This is a genomic window from Streptomyces sp. NPDC043680 (genome assembly GCF_056436685.1).
Genome location: NZ_JBWKCE010000003.1, coordinates 460,388 through 484,626, shown reverse-complemented (window position 1 = coordinate 484,626; position 24,239 = coordinate 460,388). Strand labels below are relative to the sequence as shown.

Here is a 24,239-nt window from a genome sequence, read left to right as displayed (position 1 = left end):
GGGCGTCGCCGGCACGGCCCCCGGCGCCCGGGGCCCCGGCCCCGCCACCCAGGGGGCCCGGCCCCCGGGGTGCTCCCTACGTCTGGGCGACCAGGTCGCGGCGGCGGAGGGCGGTCAGGCCTGCCGCCAGGAGGACCGCCGCCAGGAGGGTCAGGGTCACCGGCGGTGCCCAGGCCAGGGCTTCCGCACCCGGCAGTTTGGGCAGGTGGGCGAAGGGCGAGAGGTTCAGGACGGCCTGCGGCAGATGCAGGGCCGGGCCGATCCAGCCGAGGGCCAGCGCCGCCCCCGCCACCGCCCAGGCGGCCACCGCGTACCGGGGGGCGGCCCCGTACAGCAGGACCGCCAGGGCTCCGATCACCCAGACCGCCGGGAGCTGGACGAGCGTGGCGCCGATGGCCGCGCCCGCGTCCTGCCCGTGGCCCACACCCAGTCCGAGGCCGCCCAGCAGCAGGATCAGCGCCGAGCCTCCGAAGGCCACGGCCAGGTGCCCGGCGGCCCAGCGCAGCCGGCCCACCGCGTTCGCGAGCAGCGGTTCGGCGCGCTGACCCGCCTCCTCGCCGCTCAGCCTCAGCACCGCCGAGACGATGTGGAGGGCCGCGACCATGCCGAGCATCCCGGCCATGGCGGCGAGGAAGGCGTCGGTGATTCCGCTCTGCCCGCCCATCCGCTCGATGATCTCGCGGGTCCGCGGGTTGTCGCCGACGAGCTGCGTGGCGCCGTCCGTCATCGCCCCGAAGACCACTCCGGCCGCGAGGAATCCGAGGCTCCAGCCGATCAGGCTGCCCCGCTGGAGCCTCCAGGCCAGTGCGCCCGCACTGCCGAGGCGGCCCCGCGCCGGCCCCGGCCGGGCCGGCAGGAAGCTCATGCCCAGGTCGCGGCGGCCGGCCAGCACGTACGCAGCCGCCACCTGCACCGCCACGGCCGCGGCGAACAGGCCGAGCACCCCCCAGCGTTCGGCCGCGAAGGCCCGTACGTGCTCCAGCCAGCCCAGCGGTGACAGCCAGGTCAGCACGCTCCCACCGGAGGTGCTCCCCGCATCGCCGGCGGCGCGCAGCACGAAGGCGGCGCCGACCAGCGTGCCCGTGAGCCCCTTCGCGAGCCGTGCGCTCTCGGTGAGCTGTGCCGCGATGGCGGCCAGGGCGGCGAACAGCAGGCCGGTGGCACCGATGCCGAGTCCGAGGGCCGCCGCACCGCCCGCACCCCGCCCGGCGAGTCCGGCCGTCACCAGCAGGGCGGCCCCGCCGTTGGCGGCCAGCGCCGCGAGCAGCGCGGCGGTCAGCGGGGCATGCCGACCCACCGCGCCCGCGCCGACCAGTTCCTGACGGCCCGTCTCCTCTTCCTCGCGAGTGTGCCGGACCACGACGACCAGGCTCATGACCCCGGCCAGCAGCCCGGCGAAGACCCCGCCCCGCCATGCGGTCAGTGCACCGATCGAGTCCCCGAACACCGGCCCGTACAGGGCGCGGAGCGAGCCGTTGGCGCTCATCGTGGCGAGGAGCCGGGCCCGTTCGGCGGCCGTCCCGTACGTCGATTCGAGTGCGGCCGGCAGGCTGAGCACCGTCATCGCCACGACCGTGATCCAGACCGGCAGCATGACGCGGTCCCGGCGCAGGGCGAGGCGCAGCAGCATCCCGGTGCCGGCGAGTTGGTCCCTCATCGCGATGCGCCTGCCTCGCTCTGCGTGCCGCCGACGCCGCCATGGCTCCCGCCGCCGTGGCCGTCGTCCGCGTAGTGCCGCAGGAAGAGCTCCTCCAGCGTGGGCGGAGCCGAGGTCAGCGCGCGGACGCCGGAGCCGGCGAGCGAGCGCAGTACGGCGTCCAGCGTGTCCGTGTCGGCCTGGAGCCGCACCTTCCGCCCCTGCACCCGGAGGTCGTACACGCCCGGCAGCTGCGCGAGGCCGTTCGGCGGGCCGGCGAGCTCGGCGCTGATCGTCGTGCGCGTCAGGTGCCGGAGCTCGGCCAGGGTGCCGGTCTCCACCGTGCGGCCCTTGCGGACGATGCTGACCCGGTCGCAGAGGGCCTCGACCTCGCTGAGGATGTGCGAACTGAGCAGCACCGTGCGCCCGGCGGCGCGGGCCTCGCCCACGCAGCGCCGGAAGACCTCCTCCATCAGCGGGTCCAGGCCGGAGGTGGGCTCGTCGAGGATGAGCAGTTCGGCGTCGGAGGCGAACGCGGCGACCAGGGCGACCTTCTGACGGTTGCCCTTGGAGTACGTGCGCCCCTTCTTGGTCGGGTCGAGGTCGAACCGCTCGATCAGCTCGGCGCGGCGCGCGCGGTCGAGGCCGCCGCGCAGGCGCCCGTAGAGGTCGATGACCTCGCCGCCGGAGAGGTTGCGCCACAGGGTGACGTCGCCGGGGACGTAGGCGACGCGGCGGTGCAGCCGTACGGCGTCGGCCCAGGGGTCGCCGCCGAGGAGCAGCGCGGTCCCGGTGTCGGCGCGCAGCAGGCCGAGCAGGACGCGAATGGTGGTGGACTTGCCGGCCCCGTTGGGACCGAGGAAGCCGTGCACCTCGCCGGTGGCGACCGAGAGGTCGAGCCCGTCCAGGGCACGGGTGCGGCCGAACGCCTTGTGGAGTCCGGCGACGCTGATTGCCTTCGTCATTTTTCTGAACATACGCTACTTTCACAAATTTGTGAAGCTCGGGAATCACGTAAAGTCTGAGGCGTGGCGGAGACGATGGACGTACGGGACGAGGAAGCGGTCTCCCGCTTCGTGGAGCGGTTCGCCGGGCAGCTGACCGAGGCGGGCATGCAGCGCATGGCGGCGCGCGTCTTCGCCCAGCTGCTGGCGAGCGACGACGGGGCGATGACCTCGGCCGAACTGGGCGAGGCGCTGCAGATCAGCCCGGCGGCGGTGTCGGGGGCCGTGTCGTACCTGGCGCAGGTCAACATGGTCAGCCGGGAGCGCGAGCCCGGCTCCCGGCGGGACCGGTACGTGCTGCACGACGAGCTCTGGTACGAGACCTTCACCCGGCGGGACCAGGTCCTCAGCCTGTGGGAGAAGACCCTGCGCGAGGGCGCGGCCGGCCTCGGCGCCCACACCCCGGCCGGGGCGCGGGTCGCGGAGACGGCGGCCTTCTTCGAGTTCATGCAGAAGGAACTGCTGGGCCTGATGGACCGCTGGCGCGCCCACCGCGCCACGCTGGACCTCTCCTGAGCCCGCCGGGGAGCGACACCAGCCCCGGCCGCCCCCTCAGCGCGGCAGCGGCAGGGTCAGGCTCCACGCCGCCCGGCGCAGGGTCCACGTGCGCCGGCGCACCGGGCCCACCACCGCCGCGTCCGCCCGGTAGCGGAAGTCCGCGCCCGAGACCGTCACCGACTCCGCCCGCGCCCTGACCACCGAGCCGCCCGCCCGCACGACCACCTCCACCAGCGCCTCCCCCGAGCCGCCCGCCGGTCGCGGGACCAGCGAGACGCCCTCCACCAGCCGGTCCACGTCCGCGAGCACCACCCCGTCCGCCTCCACCCGCAGCCGGTGGCCGACGGCGGGCACCGGCACCAGCGTCCGCACCAGCGAGCGGTACGCGCTCCACACCGACGGCCGCCCCGAAGCCCGCAGCCCGGATCCGGTCGGCGGAATGCGGATCCCGCCCAGCACCACCCCGTCGCTGTCGTCCACCAGCAGGTCGCACGCCCGGACGCACCCGTCCAGGACCGAGCGGGCCGCGGAGACCGCCGACAGGGGGACGCCCAGCGAACCGGCCAGTCCCAGCGACCCCGCCTGCCCCACCGGAACCAGCGAAACGGCCCCCTCGCCCAGCCCCCGCTCCCGGTGCAGCAGCCCCACGGCCCGCACCAGCGCCCGGTCGTCGCCCACGATCACCGGCCTGCGATGGCCCCGGCGGGCAAGCGCCCGCGCAAACTCCTCAGGCGAATCCGGGAGGCAGATTTTCGCCGCCGCCCCCGCCGACAGGACATCTTTCGCGATCCGCACGGACTCGCCGTCAAGACGGCGGGCGACCGGGTCGACGAGCACGAGCAGGCCGCCGACCGGCGCGCCCGCATGGCTCATGGTGGGCTCTGGAGCCGACACCTCGGTCCTTCCTCGGGTAGCATCTTTGTGCAAGAGGCCCTTGCGCTATTGCGCCAGGGCCTTCGTCTATTCCGGGGTACCGGTCCGACGGCTCAGCCTGCGGTGTACATCGTCGTACGCCCCCTGACCTTGGACATGCCCCATCCGGAAGAGGTGTACGCCTGTGCCCGCTCTTGTGCTGCTCGGAGCTCAGTGGGGTGACGAGGGCAAGGGAAAGGCCACCGACCTGCTCGGTGGATCCGTTGATTATGTGGTGCGCTACCAGGGCGGCAACAACGCCGGCCACACGGTCGTCGTAGGCGACCAGAAGTACGCGCTCCACCTCCTCCCTTCCGGCATCCTCTCCCCCGGATGCACCCCGGTCATCGGCAACGGCGTCGTCGTCGACCCGTCCGTACTCCTCTCCGAGCTGCGCGGGCTCAACGAGCGCGGCATCGACACGTCCAAGCTGCTGATCAGCGGAAACGCCCACCTGATCACGCCGTACAACGTCACCCTCGACAAGGTCGGCGAGCGCTTCCTCGGCAAGCGCAAGATCGGCACGACCGGCCGCGGCATCGGCCCGACGTACGCCGACAAGATCAACCGCATCGGCATCCGCGTCCAGGACCTCTACGACGAGTCGATCCTCCAGCAGAAGGTCGAAGCGGCGCTGGAGGGCAAGAACCAGCTCCTCGCCAAGCTCTACAACCGGCGCGCGATCGACGCCGCCGCGATCGTGGAGGAGATGCTCCAGTACGCGGAGCAGATCAAGCCCTACGTCGCCGACACCACCCTGATCCTCAACGACGCGCTCGACGAGGACAAGGTCGTGCTCTTCGAGGGCGGCCAGGGCACGCTGCTCGACGTCGACCACGGCACGTACCCCTTCGTCACCTCCTCGAACCCGACCGCGGGCGGCGCCTGCACCGGTACGGGCGTCGGCCCGACGAAGATCAGCCGTGTCATCGGCATCCTCAAGGCCTACACGACCCGCGTCGGCGCGGGCCCGTTCCCGACCGAGCTGTTCGACCAGGACGGCGAGGACCTGCGCCGCATCGGAGGCGAGCGCGGTGTGACCACCGGCCGCGACCGCCGCTGCGGCTGGTTCGACGCGCCGATCGCGCGCTATGCCACCCGCGTGAACGGCCTGACGGACTTCTTCCTCACCAAGCTCGACGTGCTGACCGGCTGGGAGCAGATCCCGGTCTGCGTCGCATACGAGATCGACGGCAAGCGCGTCGAGGAGCTCCCCTACTCGCAGTCGGACTTCCACCACGCGAAGCCGATCTACGAGAACCTCCCCGGCTGGTCCGAGGACATCACCAAGGCCAAGACCTTCTCGGACCTCCCGAAGAACGCCCAGGCGTACGTGAAGGCCCTGGAGGAGATGTCGGGCGCCCCGATCTCCGCGATCGGCGTCGGCCCCGGCCGCACCGAGACGATCGAGATCAACTCGTTCCTCTAGCAGGACCACCCGGAGGGGCGGTGCGCAGGCTGCGCACCGCCCCTCCGGCGTACCGTCAGCCGCCGAGCAGCGCGTCGATCGCACCCTTGATGCGGTCCGTCGACACTCCGCGGTTCACCGTGAGGTGCTCGAAGAGGCTGGGCGCGAACGGCGCCAGCAGCAGGTGCGCCATGACCGCCGCGTCCGCCTGCGGACGGGTCTGCCGCACGAGCATCGTGACGTGCGTGTGCATGGTCAGGTACGCGCCGCTGTCGTAGCGGGCGCCCGGTGACGCGGCTTCGGCCGCGGCCATCACCGCACGGTGCTCGACCAGCCGCTCGGCCTGCGTGTGCAGGAACGCCCGCAGCCGCTCCTCCGGCGGCGCCTCAGGCCCCAACGGCGGCGGCCCGCTCAAGAAGGCCTGCTGGAACCGCTTCTCGTCGTCGTCGAGCAGCGCGTAGAGCAGCCGGCTGACATCGCCGAACCGCCGGTAGACCGTGCCGACGCCCATCCCCGCGGCGTGCGCGACCGCGTTCATGCTGACGGCGTCCGGCCCCTGCTCGGCGACCAGCTGCGCCGCCGCGTCCAGGATCTTGCGCCGGTTGCGCGCGGCGTCCGCCCGCTCGGGCGGAGCCTGCCCCGCGACGGGGAGTTCGATGCGGCTCATGGACAGAGGTTACCGGACCCCCTTGCAAACCGGATTCTCATCCGCTTAACTCTCATTCAAACGGATAGCAATCCACTTACCGGAGGACTCCCATGAGCGCCAAGGTCGCAGTCATCTACTACTCGTCGACCGGCAACGTCCACGCCCTCGCGAGCGCGGTCGCCGAGGGCGCCGAGAAGGCTGGGGCCGAGGTCCGCCTGCGCCGGGTGCCCGAGCTCGCCCCCGACGCCGCCATCGACTCCAACCCCGCATGGCGCAAGCACGTCGAGGCCGCCAAGGAGATCGAGGTGGCCACCCTCGACGACCTCACCTGGGCCAACGCCTACGCCATCGGCTCCCCCACCCGCTACGGCAACATCGCGGGCCAGCTGAAGCAGTTCCTCGACACCACCGGCGGCCTCTGGCAGCAGGGCGCCCTCGCCGACAAGCCGGCCACCGGCTTCACCAGCGCCCACAACGCCCACGGCGGCAACGAGTCCACGCTGCTCGCCCTCTACAACACCTTCCACCACTGGGGCTCGGTCATCGTCGCCCCGGGCTTCACGAACCCGGCCGTCTTCAGCGCCGGCGGCAACCCGTACGGCACCTCGCACCCGGGCAGCAGCGGCGAGGTGACCGAGGAGACCCTCGCCGCCGCCCGCTACCAGGGCGAGCGCCTCGCGAAGTTCGCCGCCCGCCTCGCGGCCACGACCGACCTCACCTGACGGCCGGACCCGTCCCGCGGCACACCCACGGGACGGGTCCCCCGCTCAGCCGAACTGGCCGGGCTGGTAGTCGCCCGCGGGCTGCTGGATGATGACGTTCATCCGGTTGAAGGCGTTGATGAGGGCTATCAGCGACACCAGAGCGGCAAGCTGCTCCTCGTCGTAGTACTTGGCAGCGTCCGCCCACGCCTCATCGCTCACGCCACCGGCCGCTTCACCGAGCCGGGTCCCCTGCTCCGCCAGCTCCAGCGCCGCCCGCTCGGCGTCGGTGAAGACCGTGGCTTCCCGCCACGCCGCCACCAGGTGCAGCCGCACCGAGGTCTCACCGGCCGCGGCCGCGTCCTTGGTGTGCATATCAAGACAGAAGCCACAGCCGTTGATCTGACTCGCGCGGATCTTCACGAGTTCCTGAGTCGCGAGCGGCAAGGTCGAGCCCTCCAGGGCCTTGCCTGCCGAAACGAAGTGCTTCAGGACCTTGCCGGCGGTGGGGCTGCCGAAGACGTTCAAACGGGCGTCCATGGTGTGCTCCTCTTGTCGATGGCTACACACACATGACCGAACAGCCCCCCGGAATGTGACAACACAAAATGTGACCTGCGCCACCCCGCCACCGCCCGCAGACGCCGGCCCCGGGATGCACGCGGCGACCGGATGTGCCAGGAGCGAGCACGGGCGGCAAGGAAGGAGCGAACGGCCACCACCCACAGGCTGTCGCCCCGCCCGCCCCCTCCCCCCTCCCCCGGGGGCCCGGACAGTCTGTGGCGTTACGGGGCGGCGGTCGGGGTCAAGGGTGGCCGAAGGCCATCGCGCAGCGACGCGACCGGAGGGAGCGCCCTTGAGGCCGGCCGCCGCACCGGAATGACACTCGGACTAACCGGGCCCCCGGGGGAAGGGGGTTCCTCCCTGATACCGGGTGCGCGTCTGCCGGTCAGCGCGCCGCCCAGGCGGCGAAGTCGGCCCAGGCGGTGGGGGCCACCGCGAAGGCCGGGCCGAGGTTCTTGGAGTCCCGCACGTGCACGGCGTGCGGGCACGAAGCCACCTCGACGCAGTCGCCGCCGCTGGGGTTGCTGTAGCTCGACCTGTGCCAGTCGTAGGCCACCTCGACGCAGTTGCCGCCACCGTCGTCGCTGTAGCTCGACTTGAACCACCGCAGGGTGCCACTCATTGCGATACTCCGCTGCTCCAGTGCCGCAAAGTCCTGGAATTGGGTGGGATACCTGTCCAGCCGCACCAGTTCTCGGGCCGCCTCAAAAACCCCGAGGCCCCCTCCGATCACCTCCTCCAGACCGACCAGCATCTCGTCGCTCGCCGGCTGCGCGCAGGTCTCCAGCGCACTGATCGCCGCAGCCGAGTACCCCAGCCTGTGTCCCAGTTGCTTCTGGGTCGGCTTCTCCTTCTGCCTCAGTGCACGGGCCAGGTGGGGCACCAGGCGAGTTGCCCCGCCTGCCGTCTCCTTGTTGGCGGCCTTGGCCATGGAGAGCACCCCCACTCAACCGGACTCAACCAGGCTCAACCAGCACGGGCCGAGTTCCTGCCGTTTTGGCCCCTCGACTCGGAGCTCTAGAAAACCGTAGACCGGGGCCGCCAAGGTAAGTGCATGAACACAGAAAGTCACACCCCCAACTTGCCCACCCCCAGCTGGGTTCCAGCCACCGGCATCGGATTCCGCAAGGCAGGAGTGCTATTTGACGCCGTACGTGTGGACGGTGACATGGGACGGGATCTCGCCGACCTCCTCGTCACGCTCACTGGCGGTGACCCCGGGCCGATCGTCGTACAGGCCAACGGGCGGCGGTCCGTGTACTTCCTCGTGGCCGTCGGGAGCGCCGCGTACCGCGTCTGGCCCGCCGGGTTCACCCGGCTCAGCTCCGGGCCGCGGCGGACCACCTACCTCCCCGTCCCGGCGCGGGACGGCGCCTGGCCCCTGGCCTGGCGGTGCCCGCCCACCGCCGAGGGCCGCTTCGTACACGCCCTGCTCCTCTACCGGGCCGCCGGGCTCTACCAGGCCAGCTGCGAGATCTCCTCCGCCACCACCGCACACGCGTCCGCCGCCGGGTCGATCAGCGGGAAGTGACCGACGCCGTCGAGCAGGGTCAGGCCCACCGTCTCCCCGGCCTTGGCCGCCGCGGCCACGTACGACTCCGCGACCCTCGCCGGGACCACGATGTCCTCCCGCCCGTGCACCACCGCCGTCGCGATGCCGGTCGGCAGCAGGGCCACCGGGTCCGCGTACGGCACCCGCTGCGCCCAGTGCTCCTGCCCGCCCAGCAGCTGCGCCGACGCACCCCCGCACACACCCAGCTCCTCCGCCACCTCGAAGTCCGAAATGGGGGCCAGCGCCACCACGCCGCGCAGCAGCGGCGGGGAAGGCAGCCTCCAGCCGGCCGGGGCGTCCGCGGGGAGGACGTGCCGGGCGGCCGCCCACAGCGCGAGCTGACCGCCCGCCGAGTGGCCGGTGAGCACCGTACGGCGCACATCGGCCTGCGGGAGGGCCGCCGAGGCGAGCTTCGGGAGGGCGTCCATCGCCGCGGCGACGTCGTCGAAGGTTTCCGGCCACCGGCCGGCCACCGGGCCCCCACCGTCCTGCTGCGGTACCGAACCGCCTCGCCGGTACTCGACGTTGGCCACCGCGAAACCACGGCGGGCCAGGAAGTCCACCAGCGGCGTCACGTGTTGCCGGTCGTACGGGGCACGCCATGCGCCGCCGTGCAGGACCGCGACCAGCGGGGCGGATCCGGTCGCCGGCTCCGTCCGCGGTGCGTAGAAGTCGATCACCTGGTCCGGGTGCTCCCCGTACGCCGCAGACGCGTCCGGGGCGACCGGCGGGTGGGCGAAGGCCGAGGCGGCCTCGGCGGCGTCCCGTTCGACTGCGGGGTCCGTCATCGGCTCAACCTCTCGGTAACGCGTGGGACTGGTGGTCCGGCAGAGCCGGACCGTACCAGGCTGGAACAGGACGTTCCGTGAGAGGTCCCGCCTATGGCCGGAAAGTGCGGAGGCGGACGGGAGCCACAGCCCCGCCCGCCCCTGTGAGGTGACGTTTCACCCCGCCGTCACCCGAAAATGTGACCCAGTGTCCTGGCCGCCCGTTCCGCGTCGGCAAAACCGACGTACAGCGGCGTGAAGCCGAAGCGGAGGACGTCCGGGGCCCGGAAGTCCCCGATCACGCCGCGGGCGATCAGCTCGTCCATCACCTCGCGGGCGTTCTCGGTGCGCAGCGAGACCTGGCTGCCGCGCCGCTCGTGCTCCGCCGGCGTGACCGATTCGACCCGGCCCGCCGGCACGTACGCCGCCACGCACTCCAGGAAGAAGTCCGTCAGGGCCAGCGACTTGGCCCGTACGTCTTCCACCGCCACCCCGTCCCAGGCGTCGAGGGCCGCCTCCAGGGCCAGCATGGACAGGATGTCCGGGGTGCCGACCCGGCCGCGGACCGCGCCCTGCGCCGGCGCGTAGTCCGAGGTCATCGCGAAGGGGTCCGCGTGGCCGTTCCAGCCCGGGAGGGGGGAGTCGAAGGCGGCCTGGTGGCGTTCGGCGATGTAGAGGTACGCCGGTGAACCGGGTCCACCGTTGAGGTACTTGTACGTACAGCCGACCGCGAGGTCCACGCCGTGCGCGTCCAGGCCGACGGGCAGGGCACCGCCGGAATGGCACAGGTCCCAGACGATCAGGGCCCCCGCCGCGTGGGCCGCAGCCGTCAGGGCCGGGAGGTCGTGGAGGCGGCCGGTGCGGTAGTCGACGTGGTTGAGGAGGACGACGGCGGTGTCCGGGCCGATCGCCCCCGCGGCCTCGGAGGGGTCGACCGGCGTGACGGTCAGGCCGGTCATCCGGGCGGCGGACGCGGCGATGTAGCCGTCCGTCGGGAAGGTGGACGCATCGACGAGCAGCTGCGTCCGGCCGGGCCGGGCCAGGCGGGCGGCGCCGACCAGGGCCTTGAACAGGTTGACGCTCGTCGAGTCGCCGACGACCACCTGGCCGGGGGCCGCACCGACCAGCGGGGCTATCTTGTCGCCGATCCGCTCGGGGGCGGTCCACCAGGTGCCGGTGCTCCAGGAGCGGATGAGCTCCCCGCCCCACTCGTGGGCGACGACCTCGGCCACGCGCTGCGCGACGCCCTGCGGGAGGGCGCCGAGGGAGTTGCCGTCCAGGTAGACGACCCCGTCGGGGAGGGTGAAGCGGTCGCGGAGCCGGGCCAGGCCGTCCGCGGCGTCCAGTTCGGCGGCCCGGGCCTCCAGGCCGGACTTCAAGCCGGTCATCGTGGTCACCGTGTTCGTCGCGGTCTCAGACATGGCTGCGCGCCGTCCACAGCTCCGGGAAGACGTTCTTCGCGGCGCGCTTCTCCAGCCAGGTCACCCCGGCCGAACCGCCCGTGCCCGTCTTCGCGCCCATCGCCCGGCGCGTGGCGACCAGGTGGTCGTTGCGCCAGCGCCACACGAGCTCCGCGACGTCCGTGAGGACCTCGCCGAGGCGGTGCAGGTCGTGCTGCGCGTCCGGGTCCGCGTACAGGGCGGTCCACACGGCCTCCACCTCGGGCGAAGGCTCGTAGCGCTGGGAGAGGTCGCGGTCCAGGACCGACGCCGGGACCGGCAGGCCGCGCCGGGCCAGCAGGCGCAGGACCTCGTCGTACAGGCTCGGCTCGTACAGGGCCTTCTCCAGCTCCGCGTGGACGCGCGGGGCGCCGCGGTGCGGGACCAGCATGGAGGCCGACTTGTCGCCGAGCAGGAACTCCATGCGGCGGTACATCGCCGACTGGAATCCGGATCCCTCGCCGAGGGCGGACCGGTAGGAGTTGAACTGGGCGGGGGTGAGCTGGGCCAGGGGGCGCCAGGAGGCGTTGAGGGCTTCCAGTTCGCGGAGGGATCGTTTCAGCGCGTCCATCGCAACGGGGACGCGGTCCTCGCGGAGGGCCTTCGCGGCCGTCTCCCACTCGTGGACGATGACCGTGAACCACAGCTCCATGACCTGGGTCGTCACCAGGAAGACCATTTCGCCCGGGTCGTCCGAGCGCAGGTGCTGGAGGTGGGTGAGGACGTCCGCCTGGACGTAGTCCTCGTACGGGGTCGTGCCGTCGAAGTCGAGGTTCGGGGTGTCCGAACCGGCTCCGGAGGCATCAAGGGTGTTCGACATCGCTGTCTCCTCGACACGTGCTTCCGGGTAGCGGTCCGCTCCTTCCGATGGGTGAGTGGAGCCCCGGTCCCCTGCCCGCATCATAGGACCGGTTCCCGGGCCGCCTCCAATGGGAGGTGACCGGGGTCACATGCGTTTTCGGCCACGCGGGCAGGCTCCCGGGCAGGCCGGGACCCGTGCGGGCCCCGGCCGTACGGCCGGAATTCCGGCTCGGGCGCTGTTCGGAGCGACAGCTCAGGCGCCGTTCGAGCGACCGCTCAGGCGCCGAGGGCGTCCGCCGCCGTCGCGGACGAATCGCGCAGGAAGGTCGAGCAGCGCTCGTACTCCTCCTTCTCGCCGATGGCCTCGGCGGCGCGGGACAGCGCGTAGAGGGCGCGCAGGAAACCGCGGTTGGGCTCGTGCTCCCAGGGCACCGGGCCGTGGCCCTTCCAGCCGGCGCGGCGCAGGGCGTCGAGGCCGCGGTGGTAGCCGGTGCGGGCGTACGCGTACGACTCGATCGTGCGGCCGGCTGCGAACGCCTCGTCGGCGAGGGTCGCCCAGGCGAGTGAGGAGGTGGGGTGCGCGGCGGCCACCTCGACGGCGGGTGCGCCCGCGGCGAGGGCCTCGCGGCCGGGCTCGTCGGGGAGGTGGGTGGGGGCGGGGCCCCCGAGCAGGTTCTCGTGAATGGACATGGATCAAGTCTGGGGCATCCGGGCGACGGGCCGCAGGCAGCCGGCCCGCAAGCAGCCCCGCCGGCAGCCAGCCCGGCCCGCGGGCAGCCCCGCCCGCAGATGACCCGGGCCGCAAGCAACCCCGCCCGCAGGCAGCCCAGGCTGCCGGTAGCCCGGCCCCTCCCCCCGTCGGGCGGTCGCCCCCCGGGGTGGTGGTCCCACCACCCCGGGGGCTGCGGTGGGCGGGGGGTGGTGGTCGCCCCACCACCGGTCGGCCGAGCCGTGTGCCCGGCGCACCTCCCCCGGAAGGGGGCCGCGGGCGGACGGTAGGAGGGCCATCGACGAAGGGGGAGTCGTGAACGCCACCACCATCACCAGCCCGCACCGGAGCGTCCGCCCGCGACGGGACCGCGCTGCCGGGGCCGCCGGCGGCGCCGGTGCCATCGGTGCCATCGGTGCCGCCGAGGCGGCCGAGGAGCTGTGCTCGGCGGTGTTCACCTCCCTGCGGCGCCGGGACCAGCGGGAACGCGGGCGGCAGTACGTCCGCGGGCTGCTCGCCGCACAGGGCCGCAAGTCGATCCGAAACATCGCGCAGCAGACCGGGCCGGGCGACGCGGCCCTGGAGCAGAGCCTGCACCACTTCATCGCTGCCTCCACCTGGGACTGGCGGCCGATCCGGGCGGCGCTGTCGCAGTACCTGGGGCAGTCGGCCCCGCTCAACGCGTGGGTCGCACAGCCGATGGCCATCCCCAAGGGCGGGGAGCACTCCGTGGGGGCCGGGCACCGCTTCGACCCGCACCGCGGTCAGATGTTCCGCGGCCAGCAGGCTTTCGGGATGTGGTTCACCTCGGCCGGGGTGGTCACGCCGGTGGGATGGCGGCTGTTCGGCCTGGGCGAGGAGGAGTCGTACGAGGGCTGCGCGGTCACCGGCGTGCTGGACACGGTGCGGGCGTCGGGGATGCCGACGCGGCCGGTGGTGCTGGACATCCGCGACATCGCGACGCGGGCGACGCTGAACCGCTTCGCGGAGGCCCGGGTGCCGGTGGTCGGGCGGATCAGCCCGGAGGCCCGGCTGCTGGTGACGGACCCCCGGCTTCCGGGCTTCGGCGCGGGGACGCTGGCGGCCCGGGACATCCTGCAGAACGTGCGGGGGCTGCGGATGCCGGTGGAATGGGCCGACCCGGACCAGCCGGGCGGGCGGCGCACGTCGCTGGTGGCCGCGGTGCGGGTGATGGTGCCGGATCCGGCGCCGGGGCGGCGGCGCGAGGTGCTGCTGTTCGGCGAGTGGGAGGCGGCTCGGCGGCTGCCGACGCAGGTGTGGGTCACGGACATGGTGCGTACGGAGCCGGGGGCGCTGGTGCGGATGACCAAGACGGCGCACCGGGTGTCCGCGGCGGCGGGGGCGAGCGTCCAGGAGGTGGGGCTGCGGGACTTCTCCGGGCGGTCCCTGCCCGGGTGGCACCGCCACGTGACGCTGGCCTCGGTGGCCCATGCGGCGCGCTGCCTGGGGGCCGCGGCCACCCCGGCTCCCGCGGTCGCCCCGGCTCCTGCGGCCGCTCCGCTCGCCCCGGTCGGGTCCGCCGCGGGGCGCTTGGTGGTCCGGCGCCCCGCAGCCGCGGGGCGGCCCCGTGCGGGGGCCCTGGCGCCGGCCCACTGAGCCGGGTCCCGGCCGAAGTGCGCCTCCCAAAAGATGCCCACGAGTAGGTTTCCGGCCGCGCGAGTCGGTTTCAGGAGGGGCAGGTGCAGGTGCAGGGGCCCGCGGGATGGAGCGCCCGGGCCCCGCGGGCGGGTGCCGTGTCGAGGCGGACGGCCACGGCCGGGACCACCAGGCTCGGCATCAGGCCCGTGTAGAGCGCCGACACCTCCCGGTCCAGGTCCAGGCCGAGCGTGTGCGACATGACGTTCAGGCCGGCGAACGCGCCCACCACCGTCCGCGCCGGCTCCCGCGGGTCCACGTGCGGCAGCAGTTCCCCGCGGGCCTTCGCCTCCACCAGCAGCGGCGTGTGCAGGTCGATCCACCCCTGGTACGGCGCGGCCCGGTCCAGACCTCGGTTCCGGCCGTTCTCCAAGGTCAGGCGGGCACTGCCGCGCATCAGCACGTCGTGCTGGAGGCGGTGCGAGAAGATCATGCCGATGTCCACGAGCTCCTGCGCCTTGACTCCTGCGGCAGGAACACCGGCTCAGAGGCCGCCTCCGGGGGGAACGGGGGAGACCCCGAGGGCCGGTCCGGAAACGACGAAGGGCCCGGTACGCCGTCTCAGGACGGGGTACCGGGCCCTTCGCTGCTCGGCCTACGGCAGCCTGCAGGGTCCTGCTTGACGCCCTACTTGAGCTTCGTGCCCGTGGAGCGCAGGTTCGCGCAGGCCTCGGTCACGCGCTGGGCCATGCTCGCCTCGGCCAGCTTGCCCCAGGTGCGCGGGTCGTAGGTGGACTTCTTGCCGACCTCGCCGTCGACCTTCAGCACACCGTCGTAGTTGCGGAACATGTGGTCCGCGACCGGGCGGGTGAAGGCGTACTGGGTGTCGGTGTCCAGGTTCATCTTCACGACGCCGTTCTCCAGCGCGGTGGCGATCTCCTGCTCGCTGGAGCCGGAGCCGCCGTGGAAGACGAAGTCGAAGGGGGAGGGCTTGCCGAACCGCTCGGCGACGCCCGCCTGGAGGTCCTTCAGCAGCTCCGGACGCAGGACGACGTTGCCCGGCTTGTAGACGCCGTGCACGTTGCCGAACGAGGCGGCCAGCAGGTAGCGGCCCTTCTCGCCCAGGCCCAGGGCCTCGGCGGTGCGGATCGCGTCCTCGACGGTGGTGTAGAGCTCGTCGTTGATCTCGTGGCTGACGCCGTCCTCCTCGCCGCCGGTCGGGGTGATCTCGACCTCAAGGATGATCTTCGCGGCGGCGGCCTTCGCGAGCAGCTCCTGGCCGATGGCCAGGTTGTCCGCGAGGGTCTCGGCGGAGCCGTCCCACATGTGCGACTGGAAGAGCGGGTTCTGACCCTTGGCCACGCGCTCGGCGGAGATGTCGAGCAGCGGGCGGACGTAGCCGTCCAGCTTGTCCTTGGGGCAGTGGTCGGTGTGCAGGGCGACGGTGATGTCGTACTTCGCCGCCACGACGTGCGCGAACTCGGCCAGGGCGACCGCGCCGGTGACCATGTCCTTGCTGTACTGGCCACCCAGGAACTCCGCACCACCGGTGGAGATCTGGATGATGCCGTCGCTCTCGGCCTCCGCGAAGCCGCGCAGTGCAGCGTGCAGGGTCTGGGACGAGGTCACGTTGATCGCCGGGTAGGCGAACTTGCCTGCCTTCGCCCGGTCCAGCATCTCGTTGTAGACCTCGGGGGTTGCGATGGGCATCTGTCCGCTCCTTGGATGTGCGGGGAGTGTGCGATTGCTGACCCTGACCTGGGGGCGACGTTGCCGTCGCGCCTATCTTTCCAGACTCGACGGGACAGTCGACCCGCACCGGGTGGAGCGTTTCACGTGAAACATTCCCCCCGGCCGGGACAGACGGGAAAAGACCAGGTCAGCGCCTACGCGGAGAGTTCCGGGACCCCCGGCCCCGGCGTCTCGCCCCGTGGACGCAGCCCTCGGACTAGGCCAGCCCGAGGTCTCCCAGCCGGTAGCCGGTGAGGTAGGGGAGACCGGCCTCGGCGATGGCGTCCGAGGCGCCGCGGTCCACGATCGTGGCGACGGCGACGACCTCGCCGCCGGCCTCGCGGACGGCCTCGACGGCGGTCAGCGGGGAGCCACCGGTGGTCGAGGTGTCCTCGACCACCAGGCAGCGCTTGCCCTTCACATCGGTGCCCTCGATACGGCGCTGCATGCCGTGCGCCTTCTGCGCCTTGCGCACGACGAAGGCGTCCAGGCGCTCACCGCGCGCGGCGGACGCGTGCAGCATCGAGGTGGCGACCGGGTCGGCGCCCAGGGTCAGGCCGCCGACGCAGTCATAGTCGAGGTCGGCGGTGAGGTCGAGCATGACCTGCCCGACCAGCGGGGCGGCCTCACCGTCGAGGGTGATCCGGCGGAGGTCGATGTAGTAGTCGGCCTCCTTGCCGGAGGAGAGCGTCACCTTGCCGTGCACGACGGCCTTGTCCTTGATCTGCTGCAGAAGCGCATCGCGTACGTCAGTCATGGCTCCGAGCTTAATTGCGCTCTAGGAGAGCCGGCGCCAGGTCCAGGTCGTGGAGATCTCCAGCGGGTCCACGGGGGTGACCAGCTGCGGGAGGGTGTTCAGGCCGTTGGGCGGACCGGACTGCGGCTCGACGCAGACGGCCTCGGGCTGCTCGTCGTAGACGACCACCCATTCGGCCCGGCTTGTGACCTTCAGCTCCAGCGCGCCGGGCCAGGTGAGCGTGACGTCGACGCCGTCCGGCATGCCGAAGCAGTCGTCCCAGGGGCCGGGAAGGGGCTCGATGCGGCGTCCGGTGGGCAGGTGGTCGCTGCCGCGCTCCTCCTGCCAGGCCGGGGCGAAGTCCACGCGTACGTCCTCGCCCGTGCCGGTGCCCGCACCGAGGTTGCGGTGGAACCAGGGGTGCCAGCCCGCCTGGGCGGGGAAGGAGTCGCCGTACGTCTCCACCCCCAGGGTGAGGGTGAGCGAGTCCGCGTCCAGCGCGACGAGCTGGGTGACGCGGCCGGGGTACGGCCAGGGCTCGGTGAGGTCGTACGTGAACGCCGCCTCGGTGGCGCCCACCCGGGCCCGGCGCCAGGGCGCGTCCCGGCCGAAGCCGTGGATGGCGTGCGGCGGCTGGTTGATCGGCAGCTGGTGGACGGAGGCCCCGTCGCGGAACTGCCCGTGCGCGGTGCGGCCGCACCACGGGACCATCGGAAAGCACCCGTAGCGCGGGCCTTGGCGCAGCAGCTCCGTCCCGTCGATGCGCAGACTGCTGATCCGGCAGCCGTTCTCCTGGTCGACGGTCACCTCGGCGCCCCCGGCGCTCAGTTGCGTACTCATGCAGCCGAGCCTAGGCGGTGCCCTGCCGACGGGTCAGCGCCGGCGGCGCAGGGCGCGGCCGAAGACGACGGCCGAGGCCAGGGCGAGGGCGGCCGCCGGGGCGATCCAGCGCAGGCTCGCTCCGGCTGTTCCCGCGGACGGGGCGGGGACCGGGGCGTAGCGGCCGCGCGGGGGCGCGTGGTCGACCTCCTCGGCGCTGCGGCCGATCATGGTGCGGCGGGCGTGGGCGGCCTCGGCGGGGGGCTGGGCGGAGCCACCGAGCTCGTCGAGCTCACCGAAGTCGCTGAGCTCACCGAAGTCGCCCTCCAAGAAGGGGTCCAGGGAGCGCTCCGCGGCCGGGTCCAGGGGTGCGGACGGGTCCAGGGACGGGGGCGGGACCTCCGTGTCGAAGACGGAGGCCGTGACCTCGCCCGTGTCGTCCTCCGCGGCATCCGCGGCCTCCGCGTGCCCCGAAGCCTGCTCGGCCTCCTCGGCCTGCGCGATCACGTCGGTCACCGGCTCGGCCGCCGTGGCCACCGCCGCCAGCTGCTGCGCGGCCCGGTCCAGCAGCCGCTGGGCGGCCGTCGCAGTGGCCTCCGGTGCGAAGGCGGCGGCGCGCCCGTCGGCCGCGGCCTCGGCGGTGAACTCAAGCCGGGTCCCGCCGTCCACCGGCGTCAGGCGCAGCCCGAGCGACAGCTTGACCGTCCCGCTGCCCCGGATCTCCGTGCCCTCACCGGCCACCACGAAGTGATCGGGCTCCCGTTCGGCGATGCTCAGTGCCCCGCGGTAGGTGACGGTGTGGCCGCCGACCCGCAGTCTCAGCCGGCCCGCCAGGGCGCCGGACGCGGCGTCGGCGTCCTGCTGGAGGCCGGGGACGCAGCGGGCCACCCGGGCGGGGTCGCGCAGCACGGCGCGGAGGTCGTCTGCCGGTACCGGAACGAACACCTGATGCTCCATGCGGTCGAGCCTACCGACGTGAGCCCCTCCCGTACGCGGTCCGGCACCGACCAATCCCGCGATCCCGCGGCTCAGGAATACCGGGGGTGCGGAAGCGTGGAGGGCAGGACTCCGGCCGGCCGGGCCCGTTCCGCGTCGCGCGCCGCGTCCTGGAGGGACCGGGTGGACAGGGAGCGCAGCCCGGGCGTGTTGTGGTCCACCCGCAGCTCCGGGACCCGGTCCCGGCCGGCCAGGACGAAGCCCCAGTCCAGCGGCTGCGCCCCGGTCGCGCCGGGGCTGCGGCGGTCCGGGCCCGCGGCGAAGCCCGAGAGCCGGCCGCCCGCGCTGTAGGGGGATGTCCGCAGGCCGGCCGCGCGCAGGGTGGCCTCCACCGTCCAGTACGTGTGCGGGCGGGTGGCCAGCGGCCCCGCGTGCACGGCGATCCGCCCGCCGGGGCTCAGGGCCCGCGCGGCGAGCCCGTAGAACTCCTGCGAGTACAGCTTCGTGCTGGGGGTGATGCCCGGGTCGGGCAGGTCGGAGACGATGACGTCGAACCGGTCCCGCGCGGCCGGCCCCCGCAGCCAGCCGAAGGCGTCCTCCGTGACGACGCCCAGCCGCGGATCCTCGTAGGCCCGGCCGTTGAGCGCGGACAGCATGGGGTCGGTGCGGGCGAGCCGGACCACGCCGGGGTCGAGCTCGACGACGGTGACGGAGGCGACGTCCGGGTAGCGCAGCACCTCGCGGGCGGCGAGCCCGTCGCCGCCGCCGAGGACCAGCACGCGGCGGTGCGGGCCGGTCATCGCGGGGTGCACCAGGGCCTCGTGGAACCGGTACTCGTCGTAGCCGCTGACCCGAAGCCGCCCGTCGAGGAACAGGTCGAGCGAGCGCGGGGAACCGCTGGAGGGGCCGGTCAGGACCAGTTCCTGCACGCCGGTCTGCCGGGCGACGCGGACCTCGGCCCCGTAGACGGCGCGGCGGGCCACCCGCTCGAAGTCGGCGGCGAGGGCGGTCGCGCAGGCGAGGAGGGCCAGCACGGTGAGGTTCGAGGCGATGAGCACCCAGCGCCCGCGCCGGCTCAGGTCGCGGCGGAACAGCCACAGCACGAGACCGCCGCCGACGACGGCGTTGACGGTGCCGGTCAGCATGGCGCCGGTGAGCTGGCCGAGCACCGGCAGCAGCAGGAAGGGGAAGGCCAGCCCCCCGACCAGGGCGCCCACGTAGTCCGCGGCGAACAGGTCGGCGACGGCGCCGCCCGCGTCCTGGCGGCGGATCCGCTGGATGAGCACCATCAGCAGCGGGATCTCCGCGCCGATGAGCACGCCGATCACGAAGGAGAAGGCGACGAGCGCCGGCCGGGACTCCCCCAGCCAGGCGAAGCTCGCGTACAGCGCCATCGCGGAGAGCCCGCCGACGAGCGCGAGGCCCGCCTCGATGGCGGCGAACCCGAAGGCGGGCCGGGACCGCAGCTGTTTGGCGAGCAGGGATCCCACGCCCATGGCGAAGACCATGACGGACAGCACGACGGACGCCTGCGTGACGGAATCTCCGATGAGGTACGAGCCGAGGGCGAGCAGCTCCAACTCGTACACCAGACCGCAGGCAGCGCAGACGAACACGGTGGCCAGGACGAGGAGTCGGCCGGTCCGGGGCCGTACGGGCAGGGCGGCCGCCGGACGGGTCGCCCCGCCCCGAGGCTCCGGAGCCGGGAGCACCCGGCGCGGGACGGAACGGTCGATCATGCAGCGAACCGTACGTCACCGCCCACTTGCGCCCCGTCACCCACATGGGTGCAACCGGCGTGCGGTTTCACCCAGTTGGCGCAGCCGGCGCGGACGGGCCGCATCGTCCGCGCCCCCGAGAAGCCTTGGCCGCCACCGTCTAGAGAGCGGCGGGCTCCAGGTTCCCGGCCGGGGCACCCGTCCGCACACCGACCCTCGTTCGAGTGGCCACCAACTGGCCTTCCTGCGGGTAGGCGTGCCAGGTACGCCAGCGCACCTGGCCCTCGTGGCGCTGGGCGAGCATCGCGGTGAAGGCGTGCGGACTGCCCGGAAAGGTCCCGGCCAGTCCGTTCGGATGGTCCGCGACCAGGGCGAGCAGTTCCTGGGCCCGCCCCGCGAAGGAGCCCCGCGACAGCGTCTCGACCCGCGCGGCGAACTCGTACTCCCAGTCACCCATCCGCTTCGCCACGCCGAGCGGCAGCGGCGTACTGCTGCCGGGCATGCAGGCGACCGTCTCCGAGCAGAGCACCGCGCCTTCCTCCAGGAGCACCTGATGAGAGGCCCCGAGCAGACGCAACTCCACCTTTGCGCCGGTCAGTTCGAGGTTCAGTACGGCCAGGGCGGGCAGCCTGTCCCGCCCCAGAGCCCAGGCGAGGTCGGCGGCACGCGTGTCGGTGTAGGAGGTCTGGAGGGTCGTGAGCATGAGTCGGCTCCGCAAACGCGCGAGGGAGATGGGCCGGGGCCCGCCAGCGGTAATCAACGGGTGGGGGGACACCGGCACGGGTCCACAGGAAGTCCAGGAGGGTCCGAGGACTGGTCTACTCAACCGAGGGAATCATGAAAGGCACGGCACTCACAGCGCTTTTACCCAACTTGATTGGGTTTACATCCCCCCGGGGGCTACTCAGTTCACGTGTTCAACACCGTCCGTCCCGCGCGTCGTCATACGGCCGATCGGGAAAGCCCGACGGACGCGGGGGCGCACACGGGCGCGAGGCCGCGGGACGGACGCGGGACGCTCAAGGACGTGAGGGCGCCCGACGGCGGCACGCGCCGCCGGGCGCCCTGACGTACGCGGTGCCAGCTGCCCCGTGTCAGCTGGAACCGCAGCCCCCGCCACCGCAGGAGGACGACGATCCACCGCAGGACGAGGAGGAACCACAAGACGAGGACGAACCGCAGGAGGAGGACGAACCGCCGTCCCCCGCCCACCACGAAGAGCCCGAACCGGAACCGGAACCGGAACCCGAACCCGAGCCGGACGCCTTCTTCACCAGGAACACGAAACCTGCGATGACCAGCGCGACGAACAGCACACCGAAGACCAACATCGTCCTCACCTTCCCCCTCACCCCCGGTCCCCCCGAGGTGTCGAACCGCGGTCGTTCGCGGGCCGCGGCCCCGCGTGACAGGGGGATGCCCGCACGCCACCCCGGCCAAAGCACACTTGAGCAAGTCCAGAGGTTCCCCGCAGGATGGCCGCCATGAGCGCACCCGCGGGCGGCAGCCGCCCCTTCCTCAACCGCCGGCTCGCGGCCTTCGGTACGACGATCTTCGCGGAGATGTCGGCCCTGGCCGCCCGCACCGGGTCGATCAACCTCGGCCAGGGCTTCCCCGACACGGACGGCCCTGCGGAGATCGCCGAGGCGGCCTCCCGCGCGGTCCTGTCGGGCCTGGGCAACCAGTACCCGCCCGGCCCCGGCGTCCCGGAGCTGCGCACCGCCATCGCCCGCCACCAGCAGCGCTTCTACGGCCTGGGCTACGACCCGGACACCGAGGTCCTGGTCACCGCAGGCGCCACCGAGGCCATCGCGGCCTCCCTGCTGGCCCTGCTCGAACCGGGCGACGAGGTCATCGCCCTGGAGCCGTACTACGACTCGTACGCGGCCTGCATCGCGATGGCCGGGGCCACCCGCGTCCCGGTCACCCTGCGCCCGCACGCCGGAGCGTTCGTCCTCGACCTGGACGAACTGCGCGCCGCGGTCACCCCGCGCACCCGGCTCATCCTGCTGAACACCCCGCACAACCCGACGGGCACGGTGCTGAGCGCGGCCGAGCTCGCGGCCGTCGCCGAGCTGGCCGTGGAGCGCGACCTCCTCGTCGTCACGGACGAGGTCTACGAGCACCTCGTCTTCGAGGGCGCCCACACGCCGCTGGCCTCCCTGCCCGGCATGCGCGAGCGCACGGTCACCATCTCCAGCGCCGGCAAGACCTTCTCGTTCACCGGTTGGAAGGTCGGCTGGATCACCGCCACCCCCGCGCTCATCTCCGCGGTCCGCGCGGCGAAGCAGTTCCTGACGTACGTCGCGTCGGGCCCCTTCCAGTACGCGATCGCCGAGGCCCTGCACCTTCCCGACAGCTACTTCGAGGGGTTCCGGGCCGACCTGGCCGCCAAGCGCGACATCCTCGCCGACGGGCTCACCGCGGCCGGCTTCGAGGTCTTCCGCCCGCAGGGCACGTACTTCATCACCACCGACATCTCCCCCCTCGGCGAGAAGGACGGCCTCGCCTTCTGCCGCGCCCTGCCCGAGCGCTGCGGTGTCGTCGCCATCCCGAACCAGGTCTTCTACGACGACCAGGCCGCCGGGGCCACCCAGGTGCGCTGGGCCTTCTGCAAGAGGACAGGGGTGCTCCAGGAGGCCGCCGACCGGCTGCGCCGGCTCTGACGCGCCGGTCCTTCAAGGGGCCCTTCGGGGGTCCTTCAAGCGGCGGACCCGGTCGGCGGCGTCGGACGGCGCGCCGCCGCACGCCCTCATAGGGTCTCCCTCATGACGACGCGGAGCGGGAGCAGGCTCTTCACCGAAGGTTCAGGAGCGCTTCCCGCCGCAGCACGACGGACGGCCTCACGCGAGCCCGAAGCTCTCTCCACCAACGGCTGAAAGACGGGGTTCATGACGGCGACGGGCAGCACGTCGGCTTCCGTACGTCCGCAGCTGGTGCGCACCGCCGCCGTGCGCGCCCTGCCCGCCCCCGTGGTCGCGCTCGGGGTGTTCGCCGCCGTCCGCGGGGCCGGGGTGCTGCTGCTCGCCGTGGGCTCGTGGTGGGCGGGGCGCAGCCCCGTGCGGGTGCTCGGCTTCTCCTGGGACTCCGTCTGGTACCTCGCCATCGCCTCGCACGGGTACGGCCGCACCCAGATGTGGGCGGACGGCGGCTGGGTGCAGAGCGACTGCGCCTTCTTCCCGCTGTACCCGCTGCTGGTGCGGCTGGCCGGCGCCACCCCCTGGGCGGGGCTGCTGGTGGCGTGGACCGCCGCGGCCGTGGCCGCCGTCGGGGTGTACCGGGTCGGGGAGCTGGTGTACGGGCCGCGCGTCGGGGTGCTGCTGGTGACGGTGTGGGCCGTGGTGCCGCACGCGGTGGTGCTGAGCCTCGCCTACACCGAGCCGCTGCTGTCGGCGCTGGCCGCCTGGGCGCTGTACGCCCTGCTGCGGGAGCGCTGGCTGTGGGCCGCGGGTCTGGCGGTGCTCGCCGGGCTGACCCGCCCCACCGGGATCGCCGTCGCCGCGGCGGTGTCCGTTACGGCGCTGCACGCGGTGTGCGTGCGCAGGTCACGCGCGCCCGAGGTGTGGGCGGCCGGGCTGCTCGCCCCGGTGGGCTGGGCGGCGTACGTCCTGGCCGTGGGAGTGCGCACCGGGGATCCCGCCGGGTACTTCACCGTGCAGCGGCGCTGGGGCTCGCGCTTCGACTTCGGGGTCGGCGCGCTGGACTCGGTCGAGCGGGTGCTGAGCGGCGGGCAGGTCGTGCTCGCCACCGTCGTGACGGTGGCGGTGCTGGCCGTGGCGGCCCTCATGGCGGTGCTGCTGGTCCTCGACCGGACCCCGCTGCCGCTGCTCGTCCACACCGCGGTCCTGCTGGTGATCACCTTCGGCGGGGCCGGGTTCTTCGAGTCGAAGCCGCGCTTCCTGCTGCCCGCCTTCCCGCTGCTGCTGCCGGTCGCGGCCGCCATGGCGCGAGCCCGGCCGCGCTCCGCGGTCGTGGTGACCGCGGGGCTGGCCGGGCTCTCGTACGGCTACGGGCTGTACCTGCTGCTCGTGGCCCGCGTCCCGCTGTGACGGCCTGCGGCGCG

The 24,239-nt window shown here is 73.0% G+C and carries 23 protein-coding genes and 1 pseudogene; 7 read left to right on the top strand and 17 right to left on the bottom strand.

Going from position 1 to position 24,239, the window contains the following annotated elements:
• Positions 1-76: 76 nt before the first annotated feature.
• Both AC0666_RS08785 and AC0666_RS08780 read right to left on the bottom strand, forming a co-directional pair.
• Complete coding sequence (locus AC0666_RS08785; protein WP_478707313.1) at positions 77-1,657, bottom strand: ABC transporter permease; 1,581 nt, start codon at positions 1,655-1,657, stop codon at positions 77-79.
• The gene (locus tag AC0666_RS08780) at positions 1,654-2,601 is read right to left on the bottom strand and encodes an ABC transporter ATP-binding protein (RefSeq protein ID WP_468583954.1); all 948 of its coding nucleotides are present in this window, start codon (positions 2,599-2,601) and stop codon (positions 1,654-1,656) included. Before AC0666_RS08780 ends, AC0666_RS08785 begins: the two co-directional genes overlap by 4 nt.
• 75 nt (positions 2,602-2,676) lie before the next feature.
• Between AC0666_RS08780 and AC0666_RS08775 the strand changes: the two genes are divergently transcribed.
• Positions 2,677-3,156: a GbsR/MarR family transcriptional regulator gene (locus AC0666_RS08775; protein ID WP_468966501.1), complete on the top strand. Its 480-nt coding sequence runs from the start codon at positions 2,677-2,679 to the stop codon at positions 3,154-3,156.
• A gap of 36 nt (positions 3,157-3,192) precedes the next feature.
• Here AC0666_RS08775 and AC0666_RS08770 read toward each other — a convergent pair whose 3' ends face one another.
• Entirely contained in the window at positions 3,193-4,011 is an 819-nt protein-coding gene (locus AC0666_RS08770; RefSeq protein ID WP_468584160.1) for a diacylglycerol kinase family protein, read from the bottom strand.
• A 184-nt stretch (positions 4,012-4,195) separates the two neighbouring features.
• On the opposite strand from AC0666_RS08770, the gene AC0666_RS08765 reads away from it, so the two are divergent.
• Entirely contained in the window at positions 4,196-5,479 is a 1,284-nt protein-coding gene (locus AC0666_RS08765) for an adenylosuccinate synthase (RefSeq protein WP_468583953.1), read from the top strand.
• Positions 5,480-5,534: 55 nt separating this feature from the next.
• On the opposite strand, the gene AC0666_RS08760 is transcribed toward AC0666_RS08765, so the two are convergent.
• Positions 5,535-6,125, bottom strand: a complete 591-nt coding sequence (locus tag AC0666_RS08760; RefSeq protein ID WP_468583952.1) for a TetR/AcrR family transcriptional regulator — start codon at positions 6,123-6,125, stop codon at positions 5,535-5,537.
• A 92-nt stretch (positions 6,126-6,217) separates the two neighbouring features.
• On the opposite strand from AC0666_RS08760, the gene wrbA reads away from it, so the two are divergent.
• Positions 6,218-6,829: an NAD(P)H:quinone oxidoreductase gene (gene wrbA / locus AC0666_RS08755; protein WP_361711805.1), complete on the top strand. Its 612-nt coding sequence runs from the start codon at positions 6,218-6,220 to the stop codon at positions 6,827-6,829.
• A 45-nt stretch (positions 6,830-6,874) separates the two neighbouring features.
• Here the strand turns inward: wrbA and AC0666_RS08750 are convergent, their stop codons facing one another.
• Together AC0666_RS08750 and AC0666_RS08745 are read right to left on the bottom strand one after the other, a co-directional pair.
• Positions 6,875-7,348 (bottom strand): carboxymuconolactone decarboxylase family protein, encoded by a 474-nt coding sequence (locus tag AC0666_RS08750; protein WP_478707312.1) that lies wholly within the window; start codon positions 7,346-7,348, stop codon positions 6,875-6,877.
• A gap of 409 nt (positions 7,349-7,757) precedes the next feature.
• Positions 7,758-7,994, bottom strand: a complete 237-nt coding sequence (locus AC0666_RS08745) for a DUF397 domain-containing protein (protein ID WP_468966507.1) — start codon at positions 7,992-7,994, stop codon at positions 7,758-7,760.
• Positions 7,995-8,540: 546 nt separating this feature from the next.
• Between AC0666_RS08745 and AC0666_RS08740 the strand changes: the two genes are divergently transcribed.
• The gene (locus tag AC0666_RS08740; protein WP_468965690.1) at positions 8,541-8,903 is read left to right on the top strand and encodes a hypothetical protein; all 363 of its coding nucleotides are present in this window, start codon (positions 8,541-8,543) and stop codon (positions 8,901-8,903) included.
• Here the strand turns inward: AC0666_RS08740 and AC0666_RS08735 are convergent.
• The 4 genes from AC0666_RS08735 to AC0666_RS08720 form a co-directional block, all read right to left on the bottom strand.
• Positions 8,828-9,712, bottom strand: coding sequence for an alpha/beta hydrolase family protein (locus AC0666_RS08735; protein ID WP_468965692.1), 885 nt, complete (start codon positions 9,710-9,712; stop codon positions 8,828-8,830). The two genes, AC0666_RS08740 and AC0666_RS08735, sit on opposite strands and share 76 nt — an antisense overlap.
• A gap of 167 nt (positions 9,713-9,879) precedes the next feature.
• Positions 9,880-11,112 (bottom strand): kynureninase, encoded by a 1,233-nt coding sequence (kynU, locus tag AC0666_RS08730; RefSeq protein ID WP_478707311.1) that lies wholly within the window; start codon positions 11,110-11,112, stop codon positions 9,880-9,882.
• Complete coding sequence (locus tag AC0666_RS08725; protein WP_468965695.1) at positions 11,105-11,950, bottom strand: tryptophan 2,3-dioxygenase family protein; 846 nt, start codon at positions 11,948-11,950, stop codon at positions 11,105-11,107. The genes kynU and AC0666_RS08725 overlap by 8 nt, the downstream gene beginning before the upstream one ends.
• 257 nt (positions 11,951-12,207) lie before the next feature.
• Complete coding sequence (locus AC0666_RS08720) at positions 12,208-12,621, bottom strand: DUF3151 domain-containing protein (protein WP_468965697.1); 414 nt, start codon at positions 12,619-12,621, stop codon at positions 12,208-12,210.
• Positions 12,622-13,042: 421 nt separating this feature from the next.
• Between AC0666_RS08720 and AC0666_RS08715 the strand changes: the two are divergent.
• Positions 13,043-14,134 (top strand): annotated as a pseudogene (locus AC0666_RS08715) (IS701 family transposase); the annotation flags it as partial.
• Positions 14,135-14,327: 193 nt separating this feature from the next.
• Here the strand turns inward: AC0666_RS08715 and AC0666_RS08710 are convergent.
• The 7 genes from AC0666_RS08710 to AC0666_RS08680 form a co-directional block, all read right to left on the bottom strand.
• The gene (locus AC0666_RS08710; RefSeq protein WP_478707310.1) at positions 14,328-14,741 is read right to left on the bottom strand and encodes a hypothetical protein; all 414 of its coding nucleotides are present in this window, start codon (positions 14,739-14,741) and stop codon (positions 14,328-14,330) included.
• Positions 14,742-14,923: 182 nt separating this feature from the next.
• Entirely contained in the window at positions 14,924-15,946 is a 1,023-nt protein-coding gene (fbaA, locus tag AC0666_RS08705; RefSeq protein WP_361711786.1) for a class II fructose-bisphosphate aldolase, read from the bottom strand.
• A 238-nt stretch (positions 15,947-16,184) separates the two neighbouring features.
• Positions 16,185-16,724 (bottom strand): orotate phosphoribosyltransferase, encoded by a 540-nt coding sequence (gene pyrE / locus AC0666_RS08700; RefSeq protein WP_361711784.1) that lies wholly within the window; start codon positions 16,722-16,724, stop codon positions 16,185-16,187.
• Positions 16,725-16,745: 21 nt separating this feature from the next.
• Positions 16,746-17,543 carry an aldose epimerase family protein gene (locus AC0666_RS08695; RefSeq protein WP_468965699.1) on the bottom strand — a complete coding sequence of 266 codons (798 nt, stop codon included), beginning with the start codon at positions 17,541-17,543 and terminating at the stop codon, positions 16,746-16,748.
• Positions 17,544-17,576: 33 nt separating this feature from the next.
• The gene (locus tag AC0666_RS08690) at positions 17,577-18,479 is read right to left on the bottom strand and encodes an SRPBCC domain-containing protein (protein WP_468965700.1); all 903 of its coding nucleotides are present in this window, start codon (positions 18,477-18,479) and stop codon (positions 17,577-17,579) included.
• A gap of 71 nt (positions 18,480-18,550) precedes the next feature.
• Entirely contained in the window at positions 18,551-20,197 is a 1,647-nt protein-coding gene (locus AC0666_RS08685; RefSeq protein WP_468965702.1) for a polyamine aminopropyltransferase, read from the bottom strand.
• A 139-nt stretch (positions 20,198-20,336) separates the two neighbouring features.
• On the bottom strand, positions 20,337-20,879 hold the full coding sequence (locus tag AC0666_RS08680) for a DUF2617 family protein (RefSeq protein WP_468583938.1): 543 nt from the start codon (positions 20,877-20,879) through the stop codon (positions 20,337-20,339).
• A gap of 772 nt (positions 20,880-21,651) precedes the next feature.
• Here AC0666_RS08680 and AC0666_RS08675 point away from each other — a divergent pair.
• Both AC0666_RS08675 and AC0666_RS08670 read left to right on the top strand, forming a co-directional pair.
• Positions 21,652-22,842 (top strand): pyridoxal phosphate-dependent aminotransferase, encoded by a 1,191-nt coding sequence (locus AC0666_RS08675; protein ID WP_478707309.1) that lies wholly within the window; start codon positions 21,652-21,654, stop codon positions 22,840-22,842.
• Positions 22,843-23,067: 225 nt separating this feature from the next.
• Positions 23,068-24,225, top strand: a complete 1,158-nt coding sequence (locus tag AC0666_RS08670) for a hypothetical protein (protein WP_478707308.1) — start codon at positions 23,068-23,070, stop codon at positions 24,223-24,225.
• Positions 24,226-24,239 lie beyond the last annotated feature (14 nt).